The following is a 25,579-nucleotide window of genomic DNA, read 5'->3' on the forward strand; positions in this document are numbered from 1 at the left end:
GCCGGAACAACAGGCCCCCCCATGGAAGTGGGCCCGCACCGAATCGGTGCGGGCCCACTTCTTTCAACTACTGCCTAGCGGGGAGCCTTTCAGCTCTGGCCGCCGGCGAGCTTCTCGCGCAGAGCCGCCAGGGCCTCGTCCGACGCCAGGGCGCCGGAGTTGTCGTCCGACTCCGAGGAGTACGAACCGCCGCCGCCACCGGACGCGGCCGGAGCCGCGGTGGAGGTGCTGGCGCCCTCGGCCTCGGCCTGAGCGTCGGCCTCGCGGGACTTGATGACCTGGGCCTGGTGCTGCTCGAAGCGCTGCTGCGCCTCGGCGTACTGCGTCTCCCACACCTCACGCTGGGACTCGAAGCCCTCGAGCCAGTCGTTGGTCTCCGGGTCGAAGCCCTCGGGGTAGATGTAGTTGCCCTGGTCGTCGTACGACGCGGCCATGCCGTACAGGGTCGGGTCGAAGTCGACCGACGCCGGGTCGGCACCGAAGGCCTCGTTGGCCTGCTTCAGCGAGAGGCTGATGCGGCGGCGCTCGAGGTCGATGTCGATGACCTTGACGAAGATCTCGTCGTTGACCTGGACGACCTGCTCCGGGATCTCCACGTGGCGCTCGGCCAGCTCGGAGATGTGGACCAGACCCTCGATGCCCTCGTCCACGCGGACGAACGCACCGAACGGAACGAGCTTCGTGACCTTACCCGGGACGACCTGACCGATCTGGTGCGTCCGGGCGAACTGCTGCCACGGGTCTTCCTGCGTCGCCTTGAGCGACAGGGAGACACGCTCGCGGTCCATGTCGACGTCGAGGACCTCGACGGTGACTTCCTGGCCGACCTCGACAACCTCGGAGGGGTGGTCGATGTGCTTCCAGGAGAGCTCGGAGACGTGCACCAGACCGTCGACGCCACCCAGGTCCACGAAGGCACCGAAGTTGACGATCGAGGAGACGACGCCAGAGCGGACCTGACCCTTCTGCAGGGTCGTGAGGAACGTCTGGCGAACCTCGGACTGGGTCTGCTCCAGCCAGGCACGGCGGGACAGGACCACGTTGTTGCGGTTCTTGTCCAGCTCGATGATCTTGGCCTCGAGCTCCTTGCCCACGTAGGGCTGGAGGTCGCGGACACGGCGCATCTCGACGAGGGAAGCCGGCAGGAAGCCACGGAGGCCGATGTCGAGGATGAGTCCACCCTTGACGACCTCGATGACGGTGCCGGTGACGATGCCGTCCTCTTCCTTGATCTTCTCGATGGTGCCCCAGGCGCGCTCGTACTGGGCGCGCTTCTTCGAGAGGATCAGGCGGCCTTCCTTGTCCTCCTTCTGGAGAACAAGGGCTTCGATCTCGTCGCCGACCTTGACGACCTCGTTCGGGTCGACGTCGTGCTTGATCGAGAGCTCGCGGCTCGGGATGACACCTTCGGTCTTGTAACCGATGTCGAGCAGGACCTCGTCCCGGTCGACCTTCACGATGACGCCGTCGACGATGTCGCCGTCGTTGAAGTACTTGATCGTCTCGTCGATCGCGGCGAGGAAAGCTTCCTCGTTACCGATGTCGTTGACCGCTACCTGCGGCGTGGTAGAGGTGGTCTCGGTGCTGCTCGTCATGTGGGAAAGGGCTCCGGTACGGACAGTGAGTCGTAGGTACTGCTTACGCCGGGAGCCCGTTTCGCCCTGTAGAAGCCGGACAGCCAAAGAAACGCCGAACCGGAAGAACCCGGTGGCGCCTCGAGAACCGAGGGGACATACATACAGATGCGAGCGTTACCTGCTACGTCTGAGGAGCGCAGGCCCGCAGCGCAACTTGTAGCATACGGGGGCAGCCGGGCAGGGTCAATGCGCGAAGGCGCACACCCGGGGCGGATCGCCGCAATCCCGGCACAAGACCTGTCTCACGAGGCCACGCGGGTAGCCGAACATCTCTGCCGTGACACGCCCGAGACGGGTTGGACGGAAGAGTACGACGAGGGAGCCGATCATCCAAGAGCCCGAACCGTTCGAACCGGAAGCCACCCGACGCGCCGCCGATCTCACCGAGAGTTCGCGGGCGAACCGGGGCTGGTGGGACCGGAACGCGGACGAGTACCAGATCGAACACGGCACGTTCCTCGGTGACGACCGGTTCGTGTGGAGCCCCGAGGGCCTCGACGAGGTGGAGGCCGAACTGCTCGGCCCGCCCGAGGACCTCAAGGACAAGGACGTCCTGGAGATCGGCGCCGGTGCGGCACAGTGCTCCCGCTGGCTGGCCGGCCAGGGCGCGCGCCCTGTCGCCCTGGACCTCTCCCACCGCCAGCTCCAGCACGCGCTGCGGATCGGCGGCGGGGTGCCGCTGGTGCAGGCGGACGCCTGCGCGCTGCCCTTCGCGGACGCCTCCTTCGACCTCGCCTGCTCGGCGTACGGGGCACTGCCGTTCATCGCCGACCAGGTGCTGGTGCTGAGCGAGGTGCGCCGGGTGCTGCGTCCCGGCGGCCGTTTCGTCTTCTCCGTCACCCACCCGATCCGCTGGGCGTTCCCGGACGAGCCCGGCCCCGAGGGGCTGTCGGTGTCCGCGTCCTACTTCGACCGCACCCCTTATGTGGAGCAGGACGACGAGGGCCGCGCGGTCTACGTCGAGCACCACCGGACGATCGGCGACCGGGTCCGGGACGTGGTGGCCGGCGGTTTCCGTCTGGTCGACCTCGTCGAACCGGAGTGGCCCGCCTGGAATACCCAGGAGTGGGGCGGCTGGTCCCCGTTGCGCGGCAACCTCATCCCGGGCACGGCGATCTTCGTGTGCGAACGGGACTGAGCCGGGCGGGACGAGGAGACCGCCGCGCGGTAGCACTCCCCCTGTATAGAGGAGGGCCTCTTAACAGGGGGAGTGCGCGCACGCGCGTGAGTGCACACGCACCGCCCGCGCGTGAGCAACCGGTTTGACGCGCGTACGAGACTGGGTGCGTGATCCGTTACGACGCCTTGGACGTCCTGCCCGTAAGCGGTGCCCTGCCCGGTCTCGACGACGCCCTGGAGGGGCACGGCGGGGCGGTGCTGGTGGCGCCGCCCGGCACCGGCAAGACGACCCTGGTGCCGCTGGCGCTGGCCGGGCTGCTGGACGACGGGCGCCCGCCCCGCCGGGTGGTGGTGGCCGAGCCGCGGCGGATCGCGGCCCGGGCGGCGGCCCGGCGGATGGCCTGGCTGCTGGGCGAGCCGGTCGGCGGGAGCATCGGCTTCACCGTGCGCGGGGAGCGCGTCGTCGGTCGCCACGCGCGCGTGGAGGTCGTCACGACGGGTGTCCTGCTCCAGCGGCTCCAGCGGGACCAGGAGCTGTCGGGCGTCGACGTCGTCGTGCTCGACGAGTGCCACGAGCGCCATCTGGACGCCGACACGGTGGCCGCGTTCCTGCTCGACGTGCGGGCCGCGCTCCGTCCCGAGCTCCGGCTGGTCGCCGCGTCCGCGACGACGGACGCGGGAGGCTGGGCCCGGCTGCTCGGAGACGCACCGGTCGTCGAGGCGGAGGGCGTCTCCCATCCGGTCGAGGTGGTGTGGGCCCCGCCCGCCCGTCCGGTCCGGCCGCCGCACGGGATGCGGGTGGACCCGGCTCTGCTGACGCACGTGGCGTCGACGGTACGGCGGGCGCTGGCCGAACGGACGGGTGACGTCCTGTGCTTCCTTCCCGGCGTCGGGGAGATCGCGCGGGTCGCGGGACAGTTGGGCGGTCTCGGCGACGTCGACGTCCTCCAGGTCCACGGTCGGGCGCCTGCCGCCGTGCAGGACGCGGTGCTCACTGCGGCCGCCCGGCGCCGGGTGGTCCTCGCGACGTCGGTGGCCGAGTCGTCCCTGACGGTTCCCGGGGTGCGCGTGGTGGTGGACTCCGGGCTGGCACGCGAGCCGCGGGTGGATCACGCGCGCGGGCTGAGCGCGCTGACGACCGTACGGGCCTCGCAGGCGGCCGGACGGCAGCGGGCGGGGCGGGCCGGCCGGGAGGCGCCGGGCGCGGTGTACCGGTGCTGGGCGGAGGCGGAGGACGGCCGGCTGGCGCGTTTCCCCGCACCGGAGATCAAGGTCGCCGACCTGACGGCGTTCGCGCTCCAGGCGGCCTGCTGGGGTGATCCGGCGGCGACGGGGCTGGCCCTGCTGGATCCGCCGCCGGGCGGGGCGATGGCGGCGGCCCGGTCCGTCCTGACGGCCGTGGGCGCGGTCGACGCCTCGGGGCGGGCCACCGAGCGCGGTGTCCGTATGTCCCGGCTGGGTCTGCATCCCCGGCTCGCGCGGGCCCTGCTGGACGCGGCGCCGGAGGTGGGGGCGGCGCGGGCCGCCGACGTGGTCGCGCTGCTGAGCGAGGAGCCGCCGCGCGAGTACGGCGACGACCTGGCCGCGGCCTGGCGCGCGGCCCGGCGCGGCGGTGACGCCTACGCGTCCCGCTGGCGCACCGAGTCCCGCCGGCTGCGCTCGGCGGCGGCGGAGGCCGGCTCCGCGACGGGCCGCGGGCCGTCGTCCGCCGGCGCGCCCTCCCGGGCCGGAGCCGGACGCGGCGACGGGGAGCGGTCCGAGAGGTCCGGCGGTGCGGAGCAGGGGGCGCCCGGGGACGACCGGGTGGTCGGGCTCGTGGCGGCGCTGGCGTTCCCCGAGCGCCTCGCGCGTGTGCAGGGCGCCTCGCATCTCATGGTCAACGGCACCCGTGCCGATGTCGGGGAGGGTTCCTCGCTGCGCGGTGCTCCCTGGCTGGCGGTGGCGGTGGCCGATCGTCCCGTCGGGAGTGGCCACGCGCGCGTGCGGCTCGCCGCCGTCACCGACGAGGGCACGGCACGGCGGGCCGCCGCCGGGCTGCACTCCGAGGGCGACGAGGTCCACTGGGCGCAGGGTGACGTCGTCGCGCGGCGGGTGGAGCGGCTCGGTGCGGTGGAACTGGCGGTGCGGCCATTGCGGAACGCCGGCTCCGGGCTCGTACGGGAGGCGTTGCTGGAGGGGCTGCGGGAGGAGGGGTTCGGGCTGCTGCGGTGGTCGGCGGACGCCGAAGTGCTGCGGCAGCGGCTGGCGTTCGTGCACCGGCGGCTCGGCGCCCCGTGGCCCGAAGTCTCCGACGAGGCGCTGCACGCGCGCGTGGAGGAGTGGCTGGAGCCGGAGCTGAGCCGGGCGCGGCGGCGGGCGGACCTCGCGCGGATCGACGCCGGGCAGGCACTGAACCGGCTGCTGCCGTGGTCCACGGGCGAGGCGGGCCGGCTCGACGAGCTGGCGCCCGAGCGGATCGGGGTGCCGAGCGGTTCACGGATCCGCGTCGACTACGGCGATCCCGAACAGCCGGTGCTCGCCGTGAAGTTGCAGGAGATGTTCGGGTTGCAGGCGTCGCCCGCGGTCGCCGGGGTCCCCGTGCTGGTGCACCTGCTCTCCCCCGCGGGCCGGCCCGCCGCGGTGACGGCGGACCTGGCCTCCTTCTGGAAGGACGGCTACAAGGGCGTACGGGCGGAGCTGCGGGGCCGGTACCCGAAGCATCCGTGGCCCGAGGACCCGGCGACGGCGGAGCCGACGCGGTACACGAACGCGCGGCTCAGGCGCTGACGGGTTCGGGGTCGGTCGCCGGGGCCGGTGCGGCGTCGCCGGGCCGGCGTCCACGGGCCTCCAGGTGGAGGGACAGGGCCAGCAGGGCGATACCGAGGACGAGGAAGCCCCAGGGGAGGTACGAGGTCAGCAGCAGGATGAGGGTGCGGTTGGACTTGACGAGGTCGACGGTGTGCTCGATGTAGTCCTCGCGCATCTTCACGTGCCCGGAGAAGGCGGTCACCTTGTCCCGGCCGCCGAGGAGGGTGCCGCCGCGCAGCTCCTCCTTGTGGATCTCCTCGCCGTAGACGGGTGCTCCGGTGAGCGGTTCGACCCAGAATTTGCGCACGGTGGTGTACCAGCGGGTGGTGCCGGTCTTGGCGACGGACTCCGGGGTGATGCCCTGGACGGGCATGATCTTGGGGAACGTCACCTTCGTCCAGGGGATGGTCTGCTCGAAGTAGTACACGGTGACGCCCCGGAAGGTCCGGGTGTCCTTGTAGTGGATGGGCGCCGAGGTGCGGGTCTGCGCGTCGAAGTACTCGTAGTCCCGTTTCTCCGTCCGGAAGGGCCACTTGAACTCGATGCCCTGGCGGGTGACGGGGTCGCCGTCGACGGACTCGCCGGTGGCGTGGACGGGGTCCTGGCTGTGGGCGTCGAAGATGTAGCGCTCGGGGAGCTTGGAGACCATCTTCCCGTCGGGGCCCTGGACGTAGGAGAGGGAGTCCCAGACGACGACGTCGCGGCCCGCGGTGCGTTCGATCCGCTCGGAGGCGCCGACGTTGCCCTTGAGGGTCTGCACGATGGTGACCTTGGGGACCTTCTTCGCCTGCATGGTGCCGTAGTCGAGGAGGGTCGCGTCCTTCGCCTCCAGGACCATGTCCTGGTACTGGCCGGCGGGGACCTTGGCCAGCCGCGGGAACGCGTACCAGCGCAGCAGCGGGGACAGTGCCGTGAAGAACACGGCGAGCGCGAGCAGGATCAGGCTTGCCTTGCGGCGCATCTCGACGGCCCTCCCGGTGCGTTGGTCAGGGGTGCTTGGGGACGGTGGTGAGCATCGGCTTCGGCGAGGTCTGGCCGGCCGGCGAGCCCATGGCCGTGATGGTCAGGACCAGCGCGAGCGCCAGGGCGAAGCCGGTCGCGGCGGCGATGAGGGCACGCATGCGGGCCTCCCGAGGGCCAGGAGCTGATACATCGTCAGGTCCGGCACCGTAGCAACGGGCGCGCGAGATGAGAACACGTCGCACAGCACCGCACGCGCTCGACGCAGCCGGGCGCCCCTCCGCCGACGGCGGAGGGGCGCCCTGAACGCGTGAGCGGGCCGCGCCGGGTCAGGCGGCGGGCGTCTCGGACGCCACGGGTGCGGCGGCCACGGTCAGTTCGACGGTCAGTGTCGCGCCGCCCGTGGTGGTGATGCGGAGCAGGAAGGTGCCGGTGGTGTCGTCGGCGTACAGCTTCGGCAGCTTGAGCAGGCCGTCGGCGTCCGTGGTGAGGTCCTTCAGGGTGCGGACGGTCTTGCCGTCGGCGTCCTTGAAGAAGGGGCCCTTGTCGTTCTCGGTGGCGTCGTCGGCGGACTTCACGAGGGTCGCGGTGGCGGCGACCTTGCCGGCGACGGCTCCCTTGTAGGTGGCCTTCACCTCCACCTGCTCGGCGAACTCGCCACCGGGTACACAGGTCAGCGCGGTGTCGGCGGTGCGGGCCAGGGCGTCGGCCTGGCGTGCGGTGACGGTCGCGGTGTGGTCGAGGCCGGCCAGGGTGCGGCCCACGACGGTGGCGCGGACGGTGAAGCCGCCGGTCTTCTCGCCCGCGACGAGGGCGGGGGCGGTGGCCGCGCCGAGCCCGTTCGTCTTGACCACAGCGACCGTCTCGCCACCGGTGAAGGTGGCGTCCGTGTCGCCGACGATCGTGAAGCGGACCCGGACGCCCGCCACGGCCTTGTCGGCCTTGTCCTCGGTCCGCACCACGATCTTCTGCGCGAAGGTGCCCCCGGCGGTCGCGGTGAGCTTCCCGCTGCCCCCGTCCGCCAGGTGGTCCACCGTCTCGGTGGGCGTCGGCGGTTTGGTCGGAGGCGGTGTGGTGGGGGGCGTGGTCGGCGGGGTGGTCGGAGGCGTGGTGGGCGGCGTCGTCGGGGGCTGCGTGGGCTTGGACGGCTTCGACGGGTGGCCGGGGCGCGAGGAGGCGGGCGGCGTGGTGCCCGGGCTCGGCGTGGTCGCGTCGTCGCTGTGGTGCGTGGGCAGCGTGCCGGTGCCGTCCGGCACCTCGTGCGTGCCCTTGCGGTAGAACTGCAGCCACGACAGGACGGTGTTGAGGTACGCCGTCGAGTTGTTGTAGCTGAGGATCGACTGGTTCATCTGCGACGGGACCGACATGTCGTGGTCGAAGCGGCACAGGTAGTGCCCGGCGGCCAGGGCCGCGTCGTAGATGTTGTTGGGGTCCTTCTTGCCGTCGTCGTTGCCGTCGCGGCCCGCCCAGTCCCAGGTGGAGGGGATGAACTGCATGGGGCCCACCGCGCGGTCGTACGTGCTGTCGCCGTCGTACGCGCCGTGGTCGGTGTCGCTGATGCTGGCGAAGCCGTTGCCGTTCAGGACGGGGCCCAGGATCGGTGACAGGGTCGTCCCGCTCGCGTCGACGCGGCCTCCGCGGGCCTGGCCGGACTCGACCTTGCCGATGGCGGCGAGGAGCTGCCAGGGCAGGTTGCAGCCGGGCTTGGACGCGCGCAGCGACTCCTCGGCCTTTTTGTAGGCGTCGAGGACACTCGCGGGGATGCCCGCCTCGGCGTCGCCCGTGGCGGCGGGGGTCCCGCTGCCGACGGTCGGCGAGGGCTTCGGGCTGTCGAGCGGCGGCAGGTCCGTGTAGTAGCGGGAGTTGCCGGTCGCGCTGCCGTCGTCACCCGTGGCGCTCGCGTCCTGGCCGACGTCGGCTCCGGTGGTCTGTCTTCCGCGGTCGTCCGCGGTCACTCCGGGCGCCTGCGACGCGGACAGAGCAGCGACCGCGACCGCGGCCACAGCGGTGGTAGCCGCGCCTGTGCGCAGCCTCCTGCCGAATTGCGCCGCCATTGAGTGAACCCCTCCCACCGACGACCGGGCGAGCCCGCCGTCTCTGCGATGTCCGTGCGCTCCAGGTCCCGGTGCGCGTCCCGCCGCTCTCGTGTTCGTCCGCTGTTCGATCGTGCTCCCCGGCACGTCGACCCAGGCGACCCTACGTCAACTTCCGTCGCGCGGGGACCCGTTCGCGCCCGATATTCACCACTTGGCCATGTCACGCCGTCCTCCATAATGGCCGTCGGTGATCAACCGGCCGGACATACCGGCCCAACAGGCGTCACAGGGGGACGACTTGCCTTTCACGCTCAGTCACGCCGCGGCGGTCCTCCCCGGCCTGCGCGGGGACGGGACGGGGCGCGGCCGACTGGTTCCCGCCGTCCTGGTGGCCGGCTCCTTCTCCCCCGATCTGACCTATTACGCGGCGGGTGTGCTGCCCGGCGCGATGGAGTTCGGCTCCTTCACCCACGCGTTCACCGGGGTGTTCACCGTCGACGTCCTCGTCGCGTGGATCCTGGTCGGCGTGTGGCTGGGCGTGCGGGAACCGCTCGTGGCGCTCCTTCCGGCGGCCGCGCAGGGGCGGCCGGCCCGGCTGGCGCGCTGCGGGGCTCCGCGGCAACGGCCGCGCCCGGGGCCGGCCCTGTGGTGGTACGTCTCGGCCGCGCTCGGCGCGCTGACCCATGTGGTGTGGGACGCGTTCACGCATCACGACCGGTGGGGCACGCGGCTCCTCCCCGTCCTCGGCCAAGACCTGGCCGGCGCACCGCTCCACTGGTACCTCCAGTACGGCAGTTCGGCGGTGGCCGCCGTCGTGATCGTCGCCTTCACGGTGGCCGCGCTGCGCCGCACTCCGGCCGGCCCGGCCCTCGGGGTGCCGGTGCTGTCCGCCGCCGACCGGTGGCTGGCCTGCGGGGTCGTCGGGGGCTGTGTGCTGGCGGGCGCGGTGCAGCGGGCGTCGCGCTGGTGGGCGTACCGGGGGCCTGTCGCGAAGCCGTGGGAGTTGATTCCGACCCTGTGCTTCGGCGGCGGCGCGGGACTGGTCCTCGGCCTCGGTCTGTACAGCGTGGGGGTCAGGGTGTGGCGCCCCGCTCCGGCTCGTCCCAGCCCGGCAGCGGCCCGTACGGAGCCGAGCCGTCCGACCGTTCGCTGACCGCCGTCCCGGGGGCGGGGGCCGGGGGCAGGCCGCGCCCCCGGGCGAGGCCCCGGTGCACGGCCTGCGCGATGCGTTCGATGGTGCGGACCCCGTACGCCATCGTCGGGTTGTCGTGCGTCAGGACGACGATGCGGTAGGTGCGGGCGGGTCCGGTGAAGGCGCCGACGCTGTGCACGCGCCAGCCGTGGGTGGCGCGGGGCAGCCAGCCGTTCTTGAGGTGGGCGGTCAGACCGCGCGGCATTCCCGAGGGCACCCCCCAGCGCTGGTCGTCGCGCACCTCGGTGAGCAGCCGCAGGCCGTAGCCGCGGGTCTTCAGGAACGAGTGGGCGTCGGTGAGCACGTCCAGCAGACGCATCTGGTCGTCGGCGGTGGTGCGGGTCAGGCCGAAGTAGCCCTTCGGACCGAGGACCGTGCGGCTCGTCCCGGCACGGCTCAGGAAGCGCGACAGGTAACCGTGGCCGAGGTCGGACCACAGGCGCACGGCGGAGGCGTTGTCGGAGCGGGTGATCATCGGGCGGACGTTGGCCAGCTCCCAGCGGGTGAGCCTGCGCCGCAGGGTCTCCGCCCGGCGCAGCGCGCCCTCCATGATCATCACCTTGGCGACGCTGGCCGCGTCGTACTGCCGGTCGCCGGCGACCGCGCAGCTGAGTCCGGTCCTGTCGTCGTGCACCGCGACGGACACGGCGCCCCGGCGGGCCGACAGCGCCGCCTGCAGGTCACGGGACATCCGGGCCGCCAGGTCGGGATCGCGCGGGGCACGGCAGACGGCGGGCACCTGGGCGGTGCCGGCGTTCGCGGCGACCGCGGGCACCGGCGCGAGCAGCACCGGGACGACGGCCGCGGTCACCGTCACGGTCGCGACCACGACGGTCGCGGACATGGCCGTGCGGCGGTGGAGCGTGCGTATACCCATGCCCGCATCCTTACGGGCCCCCCGGGCGGTGGGCCCGCTGCGAGAGCCACGCGAGTGACACCACGGCCGGCGACTGTGGACAACGCGGGTGACGGGGCGGCACCGGCGGAGTGCGGGACGGCCCGGTCCCCTGTGCTCCCCGCCCTCGGGACGGGCACGCGCCCGGCCGCGTCGGCCGACGCGAGCGGGCCCGGCACCTGGGAGGTGCCGGGCCCGCTGCCGCCGGTCGCAGGGCCGGTCAGTGGGCCGCGGACTCCCAGTCGGGGCCCGAGCCGACCGACACGTCGAGCGGGGCGCGGAGCTGGACCGCGGACGCCATCTCGCGGCGCAGCAGCTCCTCCGTCCGCTCGCGCTCCCCGGGTGCGATCTCCAGGACGATTTCGTCGTGGACCTGAAGGAGCATGCGGGACGTGAGGCCCTCCTCGCGCAGTGCGCGGTCCACGTTCAGCATCGCGATCTTGACGATGTCGGCGGCCGTGCCCTGGATGGGGGCGTTGAGCGCCATGCGCTCGGCTGCCTCCCGGCGCTGCCGGTTGTCGCTGTTGAGGTCGGGCAGATAGCGGCGGCGCCCGAAGAGCGTCGCCGTGTAGCCCGTGGCACGGGCCTCGTCGACCGCGCGGCGCAGATAGTCCCGGACCCCGCCGAACCGCTCGAAGTACGTGTCCATCAGCGCACGGGCCTCGCCCGCCTCGATGTTCAGCTGCTGGGAGAGACCGAACGCCGACAGCCCGTAGGCCAGCCCGTACGACATCGCCTTGATCTTGCGGCGCATCTCCGCGTCGACACCGGACCGCTCCACGGAGAACACCTGGGAGGCCACCGTGGTGTGCAGGTCCTCGCCGGAGGCGAACGCCTCCAACAGGCCCTCGTCCTCGGACAGATGGGCCATCACCCGCAGCTCGATCTGGCTGTAGTCCGCGGTCATCAGGGACTCGAAGCCCTCACCGACCACGAAGCCCCGGCGGATCGCGCGGCCCTCGTCGGTGCGCACCGGGATGTTCTGGAGGTTCGGATCGGTCGACGACAGGCGGCCGGTCGCCGCGACCGTCTGGTTGTACGTCGTGTGGATCCGGCCGTCCGCGGCGATCGTCTTGATCAGGCCCTCGACCGTGACGCGCAGCTTCGCCTGCTCACGGTGCCTGAGCATGATCACGGGCAGTTCGTTGTCGGTCTGCGCTGCCAGCCAGGCCAGCGCGTCCGCGTCCGTCGTGTAGCCCGTCTTCGTCTTCTTCGTCTTCGGCAGGGCCAGCTCGCCGAAGAGGACCTCCTGGAGCTGCTTGGGCGAGCCGAGGTTGAACTCGTGCCCGGCCGCCGCGTGCGCCTCCTTCACCGCCTGCTGCACGGCGCCCGCGAACATCTGCTCCATGGCCTCCAGATGGGCCCTGTCCGCCGCGATGCCGTGCCGCTCCAGACGGGCCAGCAGACTGGAGGTGGGCAGTTCCACGTCCCGCAGCAGGTCGGCCGAGCCGACCTCCTGGAGCTTCCCCTCGAACGCCTCGCCCAGGTCGAGGATCGTGCGGGCCTGCGTCATCAGCGCGTCGGCCTCGGCCCGCTCGTCCGTACCGAAGGCGAGCTGCCCGTCGACCGCGGCGGCCGGCCCCAGCTCGCGCCCCAGGTACTCCAGGGACAGCGCGTCCAGTGCGAAGGAACGACGGCCCGGCTTGACCAGGTAGGCGGCGAGCGCGGTGTCCATCGTCACGCCCTCGATGGTCCAGCCGTGCTCGGCGAAGACCCGCATCGCGCCCTTGGCGTTGTGCAGGACCTTGTGGTGCGCGGGGTCGGCGAGCCACCGCGCGAACGCGTTCTCGTCGGCCGCGTCGAGCTGCGTGGGGTCGAACCAGGCGGCCGGGCCCGCTCCAGCGGCCAGCGCAACCTCGGCGACGGAGCCGGTGCCCAGCCCCCAGGTGTCGACGGTGGACATGCCGAGGACGGCCGTGCCGTGCTCGGCGAGCCACGGCTTCAGCTCGCCCGCGCCCAGCACCGCGCCGTCGACCTCGACACCCGGGGCGGCCGGCTGCTTCTCCTCGGCCTCCTCCGCACCCGGATCGACCGCCAGCAGCCGCTCGCGCAGCGACGGGTTCCGGATCTCCAGGGTGTCCAGGACCATCGCGAGGGCCGTGCGGTCGTACGCGGCGCGCTCCAGGTCGGTGACCGTCCGGGGCAGCTCGACGTCCTTGACCATCTCGGTGAGCCGGCGGTTGAGCTTCACCGCCTCCAGGTGGTCGCGGAGGTTCTGCCCGGCCTTGCCCTTGACCTCGTCCACCCGCTCGACGAGGTCCGCGAACGAACCGAACTGGTTGATCCACTTCGCGGCCGTCTTCTCGCCGACGCCGGGGATGCCCGGCAGGTTGTCCGACGGGTCGCCGCGCAGCGCCGCGAAGTCCGGGTACTGGGCGGGCGTCAGTCCGTACTTCTCGACGACCTTCTCCGGGGTGAACCGGGTCAGCTCGGAGACGCCCTTCGTCGGGTACAGCACCGTCGTGTGCTCGGAGACCAGCTGGAAGGAGTCGCGGTCACCGGTGACGATCAGCACCTCGAAGCCCTCGGCCTCGGCCTGCGTCGCCAGCGTCGCGATGATGTCGTCGGCCTCGAAGCCGTCGACCGCGAACCGCTGCGCGTGCATCGCGTCCAGCAGCTCGCCGATCAGCTCGACCTGCCCCTTGAACTCGTCCGGGGTCTTCGACCTGTTCGCCTTGTACTCGGTGAACTCCTCGGAGCGCCACGTCTTGCGCGACACGTCGAACGCCACCGCGAAATGCGTGGGCGCCTCGTCGCGCAGCGTGTTCGCCAGCATCGACGCGAACCCATAGATGGCGTTCGTCGGCTGGCCGGTCGCGGTCGTGAAGTTCTCCGCGGGCAACGCGAAGAACGCCCGGTAGGCCAGCGAGTGCCCGTCCATGAGCATCAGGCGCGGGCGGCCCGTACCTGCGGTCTTCTCGGTCTTCTTCGATGCTGTCTCTGCCACACCCCCGATCCTGCCACGGTCCACTGACATCGAGAGCCGCCCCGGCCCCGCGCACCCGCCCCCGCCCGGAAATCCCCCGGCCCGCCACCGGCGCTGTCGGCGGCGCGTGCGAGGATCGAAGGGCTACCAGGAGACGCACACCGATGTGCGCACGCGAAGGGGGTCCAGCGATGGCCAGCAAGCCGCCGGCCGGCGATCCGGTCCAGGACGCGCCGCAGGTCACCGAGCCGAAGCACGCCGCGGCCGGACTGCCCGCCATCGGACACACCCTGCGCATCGCCCAGCAGCAGATGGGTGTCCGCCGCACCGCGCTCACCCTGCTCCGCGTCAACCAGAAGGACGGCTTCGACTGCCCCGGCTGCGCCTGGCCGGAGCCGGAGCACCGGCACACCGCGGAATTCTGCGAGAACGGCGCGAAGGCCGTCGCCGAGGAAGCCACCCTGCGCCGGGTCACCCCGGACTTCTTCGCCGCGCACCCCGTCTCCGACCTCGCCGGCCGCAGCGGCTACTGGCTCGGCCAGCAGGGCCGCCTCACCCACCCCATGTACCTCGCCGAGGGCGCCGACCACTACGAGCCGGTCGACTGGCAGCGTGCCTTCGACATCGTCGCCGGGGAGCTGAAGGACCTCGCCTCTCCCGACGAGGCCGTCTTCTACACCTCGGGCCGCACCAGCAACGAGGCCGCGTTCCTCTACCAGCTCTTCGCCCGCGAGCTCGGCACGAACAACCTGCCCGACTGCTCGAACATGTGCCACGAGTCGTCCGGCTCCGCCCTCTCCGAGACCATCGGCGTCGGCAAGGGCAGCGTCCTCCTCGACGACCTCTACCAGGCGGACCTGATCATCGTCGCCGGACAGAACCCCGGCACGAACCACCCGCGCATGCTCTCCGCCCTCGAGAAGGCCAAGACCAACGGCGCGAAGATCATCACCGTCAACCCGCTGCCCGAAGCGGGCATGGAGCGCTTCAAGAACCCGCAGACCCCCCAGGGCATGCTCAAGGGCGCCGCGCTCACCGATCTCTTCCTGCAGATCCGCCTCGGCGGCGACCAGGCCCTCTTCCGCCTCCTCAACAAGCTGATCCTCGCCACCGAGGGCGCCGTCGACGAGACGTTCGTCGCCGAACACACGCACGGATTCGAAGAGTTCGCCGCGGCCGCCCGGGCCGCCGACTGGGACGAGACGCTCACCGCGACCGGCCTCACCCGCGAGAGCATCGACGAGGCCCTGAAGATGGTCCTCGCCTCGAAGCGCACCATCGTGTGCTGGGCGATGGGCCTCACCCAGCACAAGCACTCCGTGCCGACCATCCGCGAGGTCGTCAACTTCCTCCTGCTGCGCGGCAACATCGGCCGCCCCGGCGCCGGCGTCTGCCCGGTCCGCGGCCACTCGAACGTGCAGGGCGACCGCACGATGGGCATCTTCGAACGCCCGGCGCCCGCCTTCCTCGACGCCCTGGAGAAGGAGTTCGGCTTCGCCCCGCCCCGCGAACACGGCTACGACGTCGTCCGGGCCATCCGCGCCCTGCGCGACGGCGAGGCCAAGGTCTTCTTCGCCATGGGCGGCAACTTCGTCTCCGCCTCCCCCGACACCGACGTCACCGAGGCCGCCATGCGGCGCGCCCGGCTGACCGTCCACGTCTCGACCAAGCTGAACCGCTCGCACGTCGTCACCGGAGCGCGCGCCCTCATCCTGCCGACCCTCGGGCGCACGGAGCGCGACCTCCAGGGCAGCGGCGAGCAGTTCGTGACCGTCGAGGACTCCATGGGCATGGTCCACGCCTCCCGGGGCCGCCTGGAGCCCGCCAGTACGCACCTGCTGTCCGAGCCGGCCATCGTGGCCCGCCTCGCACGCCAGGTCCTCGGCGAGGGCAGCGCCACCCCCTGGGAGGAGTTCGAGAAGGACTACGCGAGCATCCGCGACCGCATCGCCCGCGTGATCCCCGGCTTCGAGGACTTCAACGCGCGCGTGGCCGACCCCGCCGGCTTCGCACTCCCCCACGCCCCGCGTGACGAGCGCCGCTTCACGACGGCCACCGGCAAGGCGAACTTCACGGCCGCGCCCGTCGAGTACCCCGAGCTCCCCGCGGGCCGCCTGCTGCTGCAGACCTTGCGCTCGCACGACCAGTACAACACCACCATCTACGGCCTCGACGACCGATACCGGGGCATCAAGAACGGCCGCCGTGTCGTCCTCGTCAACCCCGACGACGCCCGCGAACTGAAGATCGCCGACGGCGGTTACGTCGACCTCGTCGGCGAGTGGAAGGACGGCGTGGAGCGGCGCGCGCCCGGCTTCCGCGTCGTGCTCTACCCCACCGCCCGGGGCTGCGCGGCCGCCTACTACCCGGAGACCAACGTGCTGGTCCCCCTGGACGCGACCGCCGACACCAGCAACACCCCTGCCAGCAAGTCCGTGGTCGTCCGTCTGGAACAATCGACAGCCGACTGAGCGTTCGCTCAGTGAGGGCGGCCACGACGCGGTGGTCCACGACGAACGGAGCAGGACCCGATGGGCGAACAGCACACCCCGACGTTCCCGCAAGAGGTCATCGACGAGTACGCGGCACTCGGCGTGGACCTGCCCGCCCTCTTCTCCGCGGGCCACCTCGGCAACCGCATGGGCGTCCAGATCATCGAGGCCTCCGCGGACCGCGTCGTCGGCACGATGCCCGTCGAAGGCAACACCCAGCCCTACGGCCTGCTCCACGGCGGCGCCTCCGCCGTCCTCGCCGAGACCATCGGCTCCGTCGGCGCCATGCTCCACGGCGGCATCACCAAGATCGCCGTCGGCGTCGACCTGAACTGCACCCACCACCGCGGCGTCCGCTCCGGCCTCGTCACCGGCGTCGCCACCCCCGTCCACCGCGGACGCACCTCCGCGACGTACGAGATCGTCATCACCGACGAGGACGGCAAGCGCGTGTGCAGCGCCCGCCTGACCTGCATCCTCAAGGACGCACCCCAGAGCTGACGCGCCCCGGCCCGCCGGACCCCGGACCGGCGGGCGGACACCGAAGCGTGAGGGGCCACGGCACAGCACCGCGGCCCCCCACGACCGGAACGCCCGCCGAGCACTCCCGGACCGCCGCCGGAACTCCTCCAACCCCCCTGGGCCGCCGGCCCGTTGACGCAGCGGTCCACTCGGGCACGGCCCGCGACGCGACCGGCACCGGGCCCGTCGAGCCGCCGCCCCGGACGCGCCGGCCGCCCCCGCCAAGGCACGCCCGACGACCTGCCGACGTCGAACCCCGCACACCCCGGCGCCCGTTGGGCCGCTCTCCCCCGTGCACCGGCGCCTCTCCCGCCGTCGCGACCGCAACCATCGGCCGCACCACCCCGCGATCCTCCCCGGCCATTCCCCACCGAGCCCCGCGCCGTGACCCGCCGACACCACCGCCCCGTACCGCAAGGGCCGTGCACCGCACCCCACTTCGCACCGCCTCACGGCCGGCGCCGCCCGCGACAGCCCCCTCACCGTCCGCCAAATCGGCTCCGGGCACGCCGAGTTGACCGCCTCCATCCCTCCCCGGCTGCCACGGACAGTGAGGGCGGCCGCGCCCGGGCCGATCACCGTCCGCGTCTCCGTATACGAGGGCGCCACGCTCCGGCCCGCCCTCGGCCTCCCCCGCCTCGGCCTGCTCATCAGCAACAGGACCGCACAGCAGCAGCAAAGTTTTCTCCTCGGCGGCACCCACCCTCGCGCCCCGCGGAGCGCCCCGCACGCCCTCCACCGCCCCAACCCGCCCTCCCCCGCGTCCACTTCACCTGGACGAGGGACCCCCAGCGATCTCACACGGCGGTAACACTCGGTTACCTCTGCCGTAACGAATCAATGCGCGCACCGCGAGCCGCCGCACCTCACGCCCCCGGCACGACTCCGCCCCGACACCTCCCCCACACCTGCCGCCCCCCGCCACGAACCCGGATCAGGGCGTTCTCACCATGCGAACACGCAGTCACCACCGACCCGCACACCGAAATGCTCCGATCGTCCGCCCCGCCCCCGCGAGAGCAGCCCCCGCATAACAAGAGCGTCACAGCCTTCCCCACGCTCCTGCCCACTCCCCCTACCTGCGCTTATAGTCACGGCCAGTCACCGCGCCGCCGGGCGCGTCTACTGCACGGCCCTGCTACATCCAGTACGGCCCGGCGAGACACACGGCCCCCACCCTGGGGTGCCGCGCCAGGGAGAGGATTCAACGTGCGACAGCGTTCCATGGTCATACTCACCGCCGTGCTCACTACGGGAGCACTCACGCTGACCGCCTGCGGCTCGCGCGACGACGACGGCGACAGCAAGGACAGCGGCAAGAAGACCGAGATCATCATCGGCGTCGACGCGCCGCTGACCGGCCAGAACTCGGCCACCGGCCTCGGCATCCAGGGCGGTGTCCAGATCGCGGTCAACGACGCCAACAAGAACAACACCGTGCCCGGCGTGACCTTCAAGGTCCAGGCCCTCGACGACAAGGCCATCCCGGCCCAGGGTCAGTCGAACGCCACCCAGCTCGTCCAGAACGACAAGGTTCTCGGCGTCGTCGGCCCGCTCAACTCCGGTGTCGCGACCCAGATGCAGCAGGTCTTCGCCACCGCCAACCTGGTCGAGATCTCGCCGTCCAACACGGCCCCCGAGCTGACCCAGGGCAAGAACTGGCAGACCTCCAAGTCCCGCCCGTTCAAGACCTACTTCCGCACCGCCACCACCGACGCCCTCCAGGGCGGCTTCGCGGCCGACTACGCGTACAACACCCTGAAGAAGCGCAAGGTGTTCGTGGTCGACGACAAGCAGACCTACGGCGCCGGCCTGGCCAAGCTCTTCAAGGCCGGCTTCACCAAGTCCGGCGGCAAGGTCGCGGGCGAGGACCACGTCAACACCGGCGACACGGACTTCTCGGCCCTCGTCACCAAGATCAAGAACTCCAAGGCCGACCTCGTCTACTACGGCGGCCAGTACGACGAGTCCGAGAAGCTGACCAAGCAGCTCAAGGACGGCGGCGCCAAGGTCCCGCTGTTCGGCGGCGACGGCATGTTCAGCGACACCTACATCCAGACCGCCGGCAAGACCTCCGACGGTGACCTCGTCACCTCGGTCGGCCAGCCCGTCGACTCCCTGCCCTCCGCCGCGGACTTCATCAAGAAGTACAAGGCCTCCGGCCTCAAGGGCGACTACGGCACGTACGGCGGCTACTCCTACGACGCCGCCACCGCCATCATCAAGGCGATCGGCGCCGTCGTGAAGGACGGAAAGGTCCCGGACGACGCCCGCGCCAAGATCGTCGCCGAGGTCCAGAAGACCAAGTTCGACGGCATCGCCGGCCCCGTCTCGTTCGACGAGTACGGCGACACCACCAACAAGCAGCTCACCGTCTACCAGGTCGTCGACGGCAAGTGGAAGGCCGTGAAGAGCGGCACGTTCAGCGGCTGATCAGCACCACCCCGGGCCACCAGGCGGTTCGGTCACCCAGGGCCACGGCCCGACCGAACCGCCGTCCCGGTCCACACCACCGGGACAGGCCCCCGCACCACCCCCGGGCCGCGCGGCCATGACCACACGTCACCGCGCGGCCCGCTCCATACGCCCTGCCCAACCTCTCCCCACCCACATGGAGGCCATGCGGTGAACACCCTGCCGCAGCAGCTGGCCAACGGGCTGTTCCTCGGCTCGATGTACGGGCTGATCGCCATCGGCTACACGATGGTGTACGGCATCGTCCAGCTCATCAACTTCGCCCACGGCGAGATCTTCATGACCGGCGGCTTCGGCGCACTCACGGTCTACCTCTACGTTCTGCCCAACGGCACATCCATGTGGATAGCCCTCCCCGCGATGCTGATAGGCGGCGGAATCGTCTCCGTCCTCATCGCCGTCGGGGCCGAACGCTTCGCCTACCGACCACTGCGCGGAGCACCACGCCTCGCCCCGCTCATCACGGCCATCGGCCTGTCGCTCGCCCTCCAGCAGCTCGTCTTCAACTGGTACCCCGAGGCGAAGAACGACATCAAGTTCCCGCAGCTCCCCTTCGGGCCCGTGCACATCGGCTCCGTCAGCATCCAGAGCGGCAGCGTCTTCGTCATCATCGCCGCCCCCCTCTGCATGGCGGCCCTCGCCCTGTTCGTCAGCCTCTCCCGCACCGGCCGCGCCATGCAGGCCACCGCGCAGGACCCTGACACCGCACAGCTCATGGGCATCGACACCAACCGCATCATCGTCATCGCCTTCGCCATCGGCGGCTTCTTCGCCGCCGTCGCAGCCGTCTCCTACGGCCTGCGCTACGGCACGGTCAAGTACGACATGGGCTTCCAGATGGGCCTCAAGGCCTTCACCGCGGCCGTCCTCGGCGGCATCGGCAACATCTACGGCGCCATGATCGGCGGCCTCGTCCTCGGCCTCGCCGAGACCATGGCCACCAGCTACATCGACGGCATCCCCGGCATGCAGCAGCTCGGCGGCGGCGGCTGGTCCGCGGTCTGGGCCTTCGTACTCCTCATCCTCGTACTGCTGTTCAGGCCACAAGGCCTCATCGGCGAACGCGTCGCGGACAGGGCGTGAGCACCATGGCAACCACAGACACCACCCCCGCACGCGGCCTCGTCGCGCTCCCCCGGACCGCCGCCCGCGCCCTCATCGCCGTCGGCGCCGTCGCCACCATCGCCAGCACGTTCATGTCCTGGACCTACACGGCCGACTTCCCCGGGGACCTCACCTACTACGGCTCCCCCGCCGGCCTCCAGATCCTCGACCTCGTCGCAGGCGCCCTCACCCTCCTGTTCGCCCTGACCCTCTTCGACGTCCGCGGCCTCGGCTGGCTCAACCCCGCACGCGCCACCCAGCCCGTGCTCCTCGCCACCGCCGCCGCGTTCGCCGTCAGCTGGTTCAGCGCCATCGCCATCGCCGTCGACCTCAAGGGCCTCGTCGCACTCGACCCCGGCGCCTACGTCGCCGCCGTCGGCTCCGCCATCGCCCTGATCGGCGCCCTCGCGCTCCCCAAGCCCGGCGACACCTTCAAGGACTTCGTCACCAAGCCCGGACGCATCCCGCCGGCCGCCAAGCTCCCCGCCTGGGGCGAACGCCTCGTCATCACCGCCGCCACCGCCCTCGCGCTGATCGTCTTCGCGTACGGCGTCGGCGTCGACCCCGACGCCAGCGAAACGTTCCTGGGCTACATCCTCCTGGTCGTCTTCGGCACCTGGTCCCTGTTCACCGCGGGACTCTTCGACCGCTTCGCCCAGCTCAACGCCGGCCACAAGGGATTCGCCACCTCCATGGCCTTCCTCGCCGCCGCGCTCTTCCCCTTCGTCGAGAACAACGAGCACAACTCCAACCTCGGCGTGAACATCCTCGTCGTGGCCACCGTCGCCCTCGGCCTCAACATCGTCGTCGGCCTCACCGGACTCCTCGACCTCGGATACGTCGCCTTCCTCGGCGTCGGCGCCTACGCCGCAGCCCTCGTCTCCGGCTCCGAGTTCTCCCGCTTCTCCGGCGTCCAGTTCCCCTTCTGGGCCGCCATGCTCACCGGCATGCTCGCGTCGCTCGTCTTCGGCGTCCTCATCGGCGCCCCCACCCTGCGACTGCGCGGCGACTACCTCGCCATCGTGACCCTGGGCTTCGGAGAGATCTTCCGCATCACCGTCAACAACCTCGACGGCACCTCCGGCCCCAACCTCACCAACGGCCCCAACGGCATCTCCATGATCCCGGACCTCAACATCTTCGGGTTCAACTTCGGAAGCAACCACGACATCGGCGGATTCTCCCTCGGCCGCTTCGCGAACTACTTCCTGCTGATGCTGCTCATCACCGCGATCGTCGTCCTCGTCTTCAACCGCGCCGCCGACTCCCGGATCGGCCGCTCCTGGATCGCCATCCGCGAGGACGAGACCGCCGCCACCGCCATGGGCATCAACGGCTTCCGCGTCAAGCTCATCGCCTTCGCCCTCGGCGCCTCCCTCGCCGGCCTCGCCGGAACGGTCAGCGCCCACGTCGGCTACAGCGTCAACCCGGCCCCGTACCAGTTCGCCGGCTCCGTGCCCCCGAACTCCGCGTTCCTCCTCGCCGCCGTCGTCCTCGGCGGCATGGGCACCGTCAACGGGCCGATCCTCGGCGCCACCCTGCTCTACATGCTCCCCGAGAAGCTCAGCTTCCTGAAGGAGTACCAGCTCCTCGCCTTCGGCATCGCGCTCGTCCTCCTCATGCGCTTCCGCCCCGAAGGCATCATCGCCAACCGCCGCCGCCAGCTCGAGTTCCACGACAGCGACGACACCATCCACATCCCCGAACAAGGCCTGCCCGACTCCACCGTCGGCGTCACCAAGGCAGGGGCGTAACCACCATGACCACCACCACGGCCCCCAGCCCCGTCCTCGAAGCCACCGGCGTCACCATGCGCTTCGGCGGCCTCACCGCCGTCCGCAACGTCGACCTCACCGTCAACGCCGGAGAGATCGTCGGCCTCATCGGCCCCAACGGCGCGGGCAAGACCACCTTCTTCAACTGCCTCACCGGCCTCTACGTCCCCACCGAGGGCAAAGTCGCCTACAAGGGCACCGTCCTGCCCCCCAAGCCCCACCTCGTCACCAGCGCCGGCATCGCCCGCACCTTCCAGAACATCCGGCTCTTCGCCAACATGACCGTCCTGGAAAACGTCCTCGTCGGCCGCCACACCCGCACCAAGGAAGGCCTCTGGTCCGCCCTCCTGCGCGGCCCCGGCTTCCGCAAGGCCGAAGCGGCCTCCCGCGAACGCGCCATGGAACTGCTGGAGTTCATCGGCCTCGAACACAAAGCCGACCACCTCTCCCGCAACCTCCCCTACGGCGAACAGCGCAAGCTCGAGATCGCCCGCGCCATGGCCAGCGAACCCGGACTCCTCCTCCTCGACGAGCCCACCGCCGGCATGAACCCGCAGGAGACCCGCGCCACCGAAGACCTCGTCTTCGCCATCCGCGAACGCGGCATCGCCGTCCTCGTCATCGAGCACGACATGCGCTTCATCTTCAACCTCAGCGACCGCGTCGCCTGCCTCGTCCAGGGCGAGAAACTCGTCGAAGGCACCTCCGAGGTCGTCCAGGGCGACGAACGCGTCATCGCCGCCTACCTCGGCACCCCCTTCGAAGGCGCCCCCGGCGACGAAGAACTCGCCGAGGTCGAAGCAGCCGAAGCCGCCGGAACCGCCCCCGCCAAGACGACCACCCCGGTCACCGAGGCAACGGACACCACCCCGGCCGCGGAGCCGACCGAGCCGACGGAAGCAACGGCGGAAACCGAGACCCCGGCAACCACCGAGGCCACGAAAACCCCCGCCACCCCCGCGGCAGACCCCACCGACGACACCGCCGACGGAGCGCCCGCCGCTCCCGAAGCCCCCGCCGTCACCCCGGCCGACGCCGACGAGCCCGACGCGCACGGCAGCACCACCAGCAAGGAAGGAAACGCCCAGTGACCGCACTGCTGGAGGTCGAAGACCTCAAGGTCGCCTACGGCAAGATCGAAGCCGTCAAGGGCATCTCCTTCACCGTCGAAGCAGGCCAGATCGTCACCCTCATCGGCACCAACGGCGCCGGCAAGACGACCACCCTGCGCACCCTCTCCGGGCTCCTCAAGCCCAGCGGAGGGCGCATCACCTTCGACGGCAAACCCCTCGCCAGCATCCCCGCCCACAAGATCGTCGCCCTCGGACTCGCCCACTCCCCCGAGGGACGCCACATCTTCCCCCGCCTCACCATCGCGGAGAACCTCCAGCTCGGAGCCTTCCTCCGCACCGACAAGGCGGGCATCGAGAAGGACATCCAGCGCGCCTACGACCTCTTCCCCATCCTCGGGGAACGCCGCAAGCAGGCCGCCGGAACCCTCTCCGGCGGCGAACAGCAGATGCTCGCCATGGGCCGCGCCCTCATGTCCCAGCCCAAACTGCTCATGCTCGACGAACCCTCCATGGGCCTCTCGCCGATCATGATGCAGAAGATCCTCGCCACCATCGCCGAACTCAAGGCATCCGGCACGACCATCCTCCTCGTCGAGCAGAACGCCCAGGCCGCGCTCTCCCTCGCCGACCAGGGACACGTCATGGAGGTCGGCAACATCGTCCTCTCCGGCACCGGACAGGACCTCCTCCACGACGAGTCCGTCCGCAAGGCCTACCTCGGCGAGGACTGACCCACGCGGCCCCGCCGCACACACGCAGAGGCCCGCACCCTCGGGGGGTGCGGGCCTCTCCGTACTCCCGGCGAAACCCCGGAACCTCGGAACCTAGGAACCGACGACTAGCCCTTCGACGCCTTCTTCTCCTCGGCGTCCTGAATGACCGCCTCGGCGACCTGCTGCATCGACATACGACGGTCCATCGACGTCTTCTGGATCCACCGGAACGCCGCCGGCTCCGTCAGGCCGTACTCCGTCTGCAGCACCGACTTCGCACGGTCCACCAGCTTCCGCGTCTCCAGCCGCTGCGTCAGATCCGCGATCTCCTGCTCCAGCGCCTTCAGCTCCGTGAACCGCGACACCGCCATCTCGATGGCCGGCACCACGTCACTCTTGCTGAACGGCTTCACCAGGTACGCCATCGCGCCCGCGTCCCGCGCGCGCTCCACCAGGTCGCGCTGCGAGAACGCCGTCAGCATCAGCACCGGAGCGATCGACTCCTCCGCGATCTTCTCAGCCGCCGAGATGCCGTCGAGCTTCGGCATCTTCACGTCGAGGATCACGAGGTCCGGCTTGTGCTCACGGGCCAGCTCGACGGCCTGCTCACCGTCACCCGCCTCACCGACGACGGTGTAGCCCTCCTCCTCGAGCATCTCCTTGAGGTCGAGACGGATCAGCGCCTCGTCCTCGGCGATGACGACACGGGTCGTCAGCGGAGGCACGTGCGACTTGTCGTCGTCGGGCGCGTCTACGGGCTGGGGCGACTCGGGGGCGGTCACGGGGGCTCCTCGTTCAGGCCGGGTACTGCTCCCAAGAGCCTACCTAGCTGCGGTATGGTGGTCGGGCAGCGGGTCGGGGTTAACCTTCGATTCAGCGGGCCCCGGTAGCCCAATTGGCAGCAGGCAATGGATTCAAAACCCATACAGTGTCGGTTCGAGTCCGACTCGGGGCACTTTTCCTTGAATTCCAAGGTCGATACCCGGAAGTGGATGTTCTCGTTCTCGTGAACATCCACTTTTTGCTGTGTATCGCGACGCGGACCAGCCGACAGTGGCCACATGTACGACATGGGCACACGTAAACGAGCTCTTGCCATGGTGGGCCAGGGGCGCAGCCTGAACTCGGTGAGCAAAGAGACCGGGATCTCCCGTGCCGCGATTCGGTCATGGCAGACACGTGTGGAGCCGGTCGATACCCGGCGGGCGCAACCCTGCCCGAGATGCCGGGACACCCCAGAAGATCCGGACGACCCCGCCGCGTACGCATACCTATTGGGCCTCTATCTCGGAGACGGCTGCATCAGCGCGTTCCGGCGAGGTGTCCATGTCCTGCGCATCGCGTGCGCCGACGCCTGGCCCGGGCTCATCGAGTCCTGCGTGTCCGCGATGCAATCCGTGCGCCCCCACAACAAGGTCTTCCGCTCCCGGACCCAGGGCTGCCAGTACGTCAGCTGCGCCAGCAAGCACTGGCCCTGCCTGTTTCCCCAGCATGGCCCCGGCAAGAAACACGACCGCAAGATCGCCCTGGAGCCCTGGCAGTGGCGCATCGTCGACGCCCACCCCTGGGAGTTCGTCCGGGGCCTGATCCACTCCGACGGCTGTCGCATCACCAACTGGACCACACGCCTCGTCGGTGGCGAACCCAAGCGCTACGAGTATCCCCGGTACTTCTTCACCAACAAGTCGCGCGACATTCTGCGCCTGTTCACGGACACCCTCGACGTCCTCGGCGTCGACTGGAAGCAGTCGAACCAGCGCAACATCTCCATCGCCCGCAAGTCCTCCGTGGCCCTCATGGACGCCCACGTCGGCCCCAAATACTGACCGCGCAGCCGAAAGGGCCCCTCTGGCGGGTCGGAGGGGCCCGGTGT

At 70.8% G+C, this 25,579-nt stretch carries 18 protein-coding genes and 1 tRNA gene; 12 read left to right on the forward strand and 7 right to left on the reverse strand.

The features are described from left to right. Positions 1-89 precede the first annotated feature (89 nt). Positions 90-1,595 (reverse strand): 30S ribosomal protein S1, encoded by a 1,506-nt coding sequence (gene rpsA / locus B0675_RS36335; RefSeq protein ID WP_081223839.1) that lies wholly within the window; start codon positions 1,593-1,595, stop codon positions 90-92. A gap of 319 nt (positions 1,596-1,914) precedes the next feature. Here rpsA and B0675_RS36340 point away from each other — a divergent pair, with 319 nt between their 5' ends. After that, positions 1,915-2,775, forward strand: a complete 861-nt coding sequence (locus B0675_RS36340) for a class I SAM-dependent methyltransferase (protein ID WP_081223840.1) — start codon at positions 1,915-1,917, stop codon at positions 2,773-2,775. Positions 2,776-2,924: 149 nt separating this feature from the next. Next, a complete protein-coding gene (hrpB, locus tag B0675_RS36345; RefSeq protein WP_081223841.1) occupies positions 2,925-5,522 on the forward strand; it encodes an ATP-dependent helicase HrpB in 2,598 nt (865 codons plus the stop codon). Here the strand turns inward: hrpB and B0675_RS36350 are convergent. From B0675_RS36350 to B0675_RS40875, 3 genes are all read right to left on the reverse strand, one after another. Beyond that, positions 5,512-6,504: a DUF3068 domain-containing protein gene (locus tag B0675_RS36350; protein ID WP_081223842.1), complete on the reverse strand. Its 993-nt coding sequence runs from the start codon at positions 6,502-6,504 to the stop codon at positions 5,512-5,514. The genes hrpB and B0675_RS36350 overlap by 11 nt on opposite strands. A 25-nt stretch (positions 6,505-6,529) precedes the next feature. Continuing rightward, positions 6,530-6,664 (reverse strand): SPW_0924 family protein, encoded by a 135-nt coding sequence (locus tag B0675_RS40870; protein ID WP_107482920.1) that lies wholly within the window; start codon positions 6,662-6,664, stop codon positions 6,530-6,532. A 168-nt stretch (positions 6,665-6,832) separates the two neighbouring features. After that, positions 6,833-8,557, reverse strand: coding sequence for a lytic murein transglycosylase (locus B0675_RS40875; RefSeq protein ID WP_107482921.1), 1,725 nt, complete (start codon positions 8,555-8,557; stop codon positions 6,833-6,835). Between the two features lie 280 nt (positions 8,558-8,837). On the opposite strand from B0675_RS40875, the gene B0675_RS36375 reads away from it, so the two are divergent. Beyond that, positions 8,838-9,692: a DUF4184 family protein gene (locus B0675_RS36375; protein ID WP_081223847.1), complete on the forward strand. Its 855-nt coding sequence runs from the start codon at positions 8,838-8,840 to the stop codon at positions 9,690-9,692. Here the strand turns inward: B0675_RS36375 and B0675_RS36380 are convergent. Together B0675_RS36380 and polA are read right to left on the reverse strand one after the other, a co-directional pair. Further along, a complete protein-coding gene (locus tag B0675_RS36380; protein WP_081223848.1) occupies positions 9,613-10,608 on the reverse strand; it encodes a serine hydrolase in 996 nt (331 codons plus the stop codon). The genes B0675_RS36375 and B0675_RS36380 overlap by 80 nt on opposite strands. A 238-nt stretch (positions 10,609-10,846) precedes the next feature. Then, the gene (polA, locus tag B0675_RS36385; protein WP_081223849.1) at positions 10,847-13,573 is read right to left on the reverse strand and encodes a DNA polymerase I; all 2,727 of its coding nucleotides are present in this window, start codon (positions 13,571-13,573) and stop codon (positions 10,847-10,849) included. Between the two features lie 170 nt (positions 13,574-13,743). Here polA and B0675_RS36390 point away from each other — a divergent pair, with 170 nt between their 5' ends. The 7 genes from B0675_RS36390 to B0675_RS36420 all read left to right on the forward strand — a co-directional run bounded on the left by B0675_RS36390 (position 13,744) and on the right by B0675_RS36420 (position 23,724). After that, positions 13,744-16,023 carry an FdhF/YdeP family oxidoreductase gene (locus B0675_RS36390; protein ID WP_081223850.1) on the forward strand — a complete coding sequence of 760 codons (2,280 nt, stop codon included), beginning with the start codon at positions 13,744-13,746 and terminating at the stop codon, positions 16,021-16,023. Between the two features lie 60 nt (positions 16,024-16,083). Beyond that, positions 16,084-16,545, forward strand: coding sequence for a hotdog fold thioesterase (locus B0675_RS36395; RefSeq protein ID WP_081223851.1), 462 nt, complete (start codon positions 16,084-16,086; stop codon positions 16,543-16,545). A gap of 1,245 nt (positions 16,546-17,790) precedes the next feature. Continuing rightward, complete coding sequence (locus B0675_RS36400) at positions 17,791-18,999, forward strand: branched-chain amino acid ABC transporter substrate-binding protein (RefSeq protein ID WP_081223852.1); 1,209 nt, start codon at positions 17,791-17,793, stop codon at positions 18,997-18,999. A gap of 192 nt (positions 19,000-19,191) precedes the next feature. Continuing rightward, positions 19,192-20,124, forward strand: a complete 933-nt coding sequence (locus tag B0675_RS36405; protein ID WP_081223853.1) for a branched-chain amino acid ABC transporter permease — start codon at positions 19,192-19,194, stop codon at positions 20,122-20,124. 5 nt (positions 20,125-20,129) lie between these two features. Further along, positions 20,130-21,899: a branched-chain amino acid ABC transporter permease gene (locus tag B0675_RS36410; RefSeq protein ID WP_081224091.1), complete on the forward strand. Its 1,770-nt coding sequence runs from the start codon at positions 20,130-20,132 to the stop codon at positions 21,897-21,899. Positions 21,900-21,904: 5 nt separating this feature from the next. Then, positions 21,905-23,011: an ABC transporter ATP-binding protein gene (locus tag B0675_RS36415; protein WP_081223854.1), complete on the forward strand. Its 1,107-nt coding sequence runs from the start codon at positions 21,905-21,907 to the stop codon at positions 23,009-23,011. Further along, a complete protein-coding gene (locus B0675_RS36420; protein ID WP_081223855.1) occupies positions 23,008-23,724 on the forward strand; it encodes an ABC transporter ATP-binding protein in 717 nt (238 codons plus the stop codon). The genes B0675_RS36415 and B0675_RS36420 overlap by 4 nt, the downstream gene beginning before the upstream one ends. A gap of 107 nt (positions 23,725-23,831) precedes the next feature. On the opposite strand, the gene B0675_RS36425 is transcribed toward B0675_RS36420, so the two are convergent. After that, positions 23,832-24,488, reverse strand: coding sequence for a response regulator (locus B0675_RS36425; RefSeq protein ID WP_081223856.1), 657 nt, complete (start codon positions 24,486-24,488; stop codon positions 23,832-23,834). Positions 24,489-24,586: 98 nt separating this feature from the next. Here B0675_RS36425 and B0675_RS36430 point away from each other — a divergent pair. Next, positions 24,587-24,661, forward strand: a tRNA-Leu gene (locus tag B0675_RS36430). Positions 24,662-24,767: 106 nt separating this feature from the next. Beyond that, positions 24,768-25,532 carry a helix-turn-helix domain-containing protein gene (locus B0675_RS36435; RefSeq protein WP_081223857.1) on the forward strand — a complete coding sequence of 255 codons (765 nt, stop codon included), beginning with the start codon at positions 24,768-24,770 and terminating at the stop codon, positions 25,530-25,532. Positions 25,533-25,579: the final 47 nt, after the last annotated feature.

The sequence above is a fragment of the Streptomyces sp. M41(2017) genome (assembly GCF_002078175.1).
Lineage (GTDB): Bacteria > Actinomycetota > Actinomycetes > Streptomycetales > Streptomycetaceae > Streptomyces.

Bases quoted from the DNA above. Each gene is read 5' to 3' on its own strand.
- rpsA (WP_081223839.1), bottom strand. From the start codon at position 1,595: ATGACGAGCAGCACCGAGACCACCTCTACCACGCCGCAGGTAGCGGTC.
- B0675_RS36350 (WP_081223842.1), bottom strand. From the start codon at position 6,504: ATGCGCCGCAAGGCAAGCCTGATCCTGCTCGCGCTCGCCGTGTTCTTC.
- B0675_RS40870 (WP_107482920.1), bottom strand. From the start codon at position 6,664: ATGCGTGCCCTCATCGCCGCCGCGACCGGCTTCGCCCTGGCGCTCGCG.
- B0675_RS40875 (WP_107482921.1), bottom strand. From the start codon at position 8,557: ATGGCGGCGCAATTCGGCAGGAGGCTGCGCACAGGCGCGGCTACCACC.
- B0675_RS36380 (WP_081223848.1), bottom strand. From the start codon at position 10,608: ATGGGTATACGCACGCTCCACCGCCGCACGGCCATGTCCGCGACCGTC.
- B0675_RS36390 (WP_081223850.1), top strand. From the start codon at position 13,744: ATGGCCAGCAAGCCGCCGGCCGGCGATCCGGTCCAGGACGCGCCGCAG.
- B0675_RS36395 (WP_081223851.1), top strand. From the start codon at position 16,084: ATGGGCGAACAGCACACCCCGACGTTCCCGCAAGAGGTCATCGACGAG.
- B0675_RS36400 (WP_081223852.1), top strand. From the start codon at position 17,791: ATGGTCATACTCACCGCCGTGCTCACTACGGGAGCACTCACGCTGACC.
- B0675_RS36410 (WP_081224091.1), top strand. From the start codon at position 20,130: ATGGCAACCACAGACACCACCCCCGCACGCGGCCTCGTCGCGCTCCCC.
- B0675_RS36415 (WP_081223854.1), top strand. From the start codon at position 21,905: ATGACCACCACCACGGCCCCCAGCCCCGTCCTCGAAGCCACCGGCGTC.
- B0675_RS36435 (WP_081223857.1), top strand. From the start codon at position 24,768: ATGTACGACATGGGCACACGTAAACGAGCTCTTGCCATGGTGGGCCAG.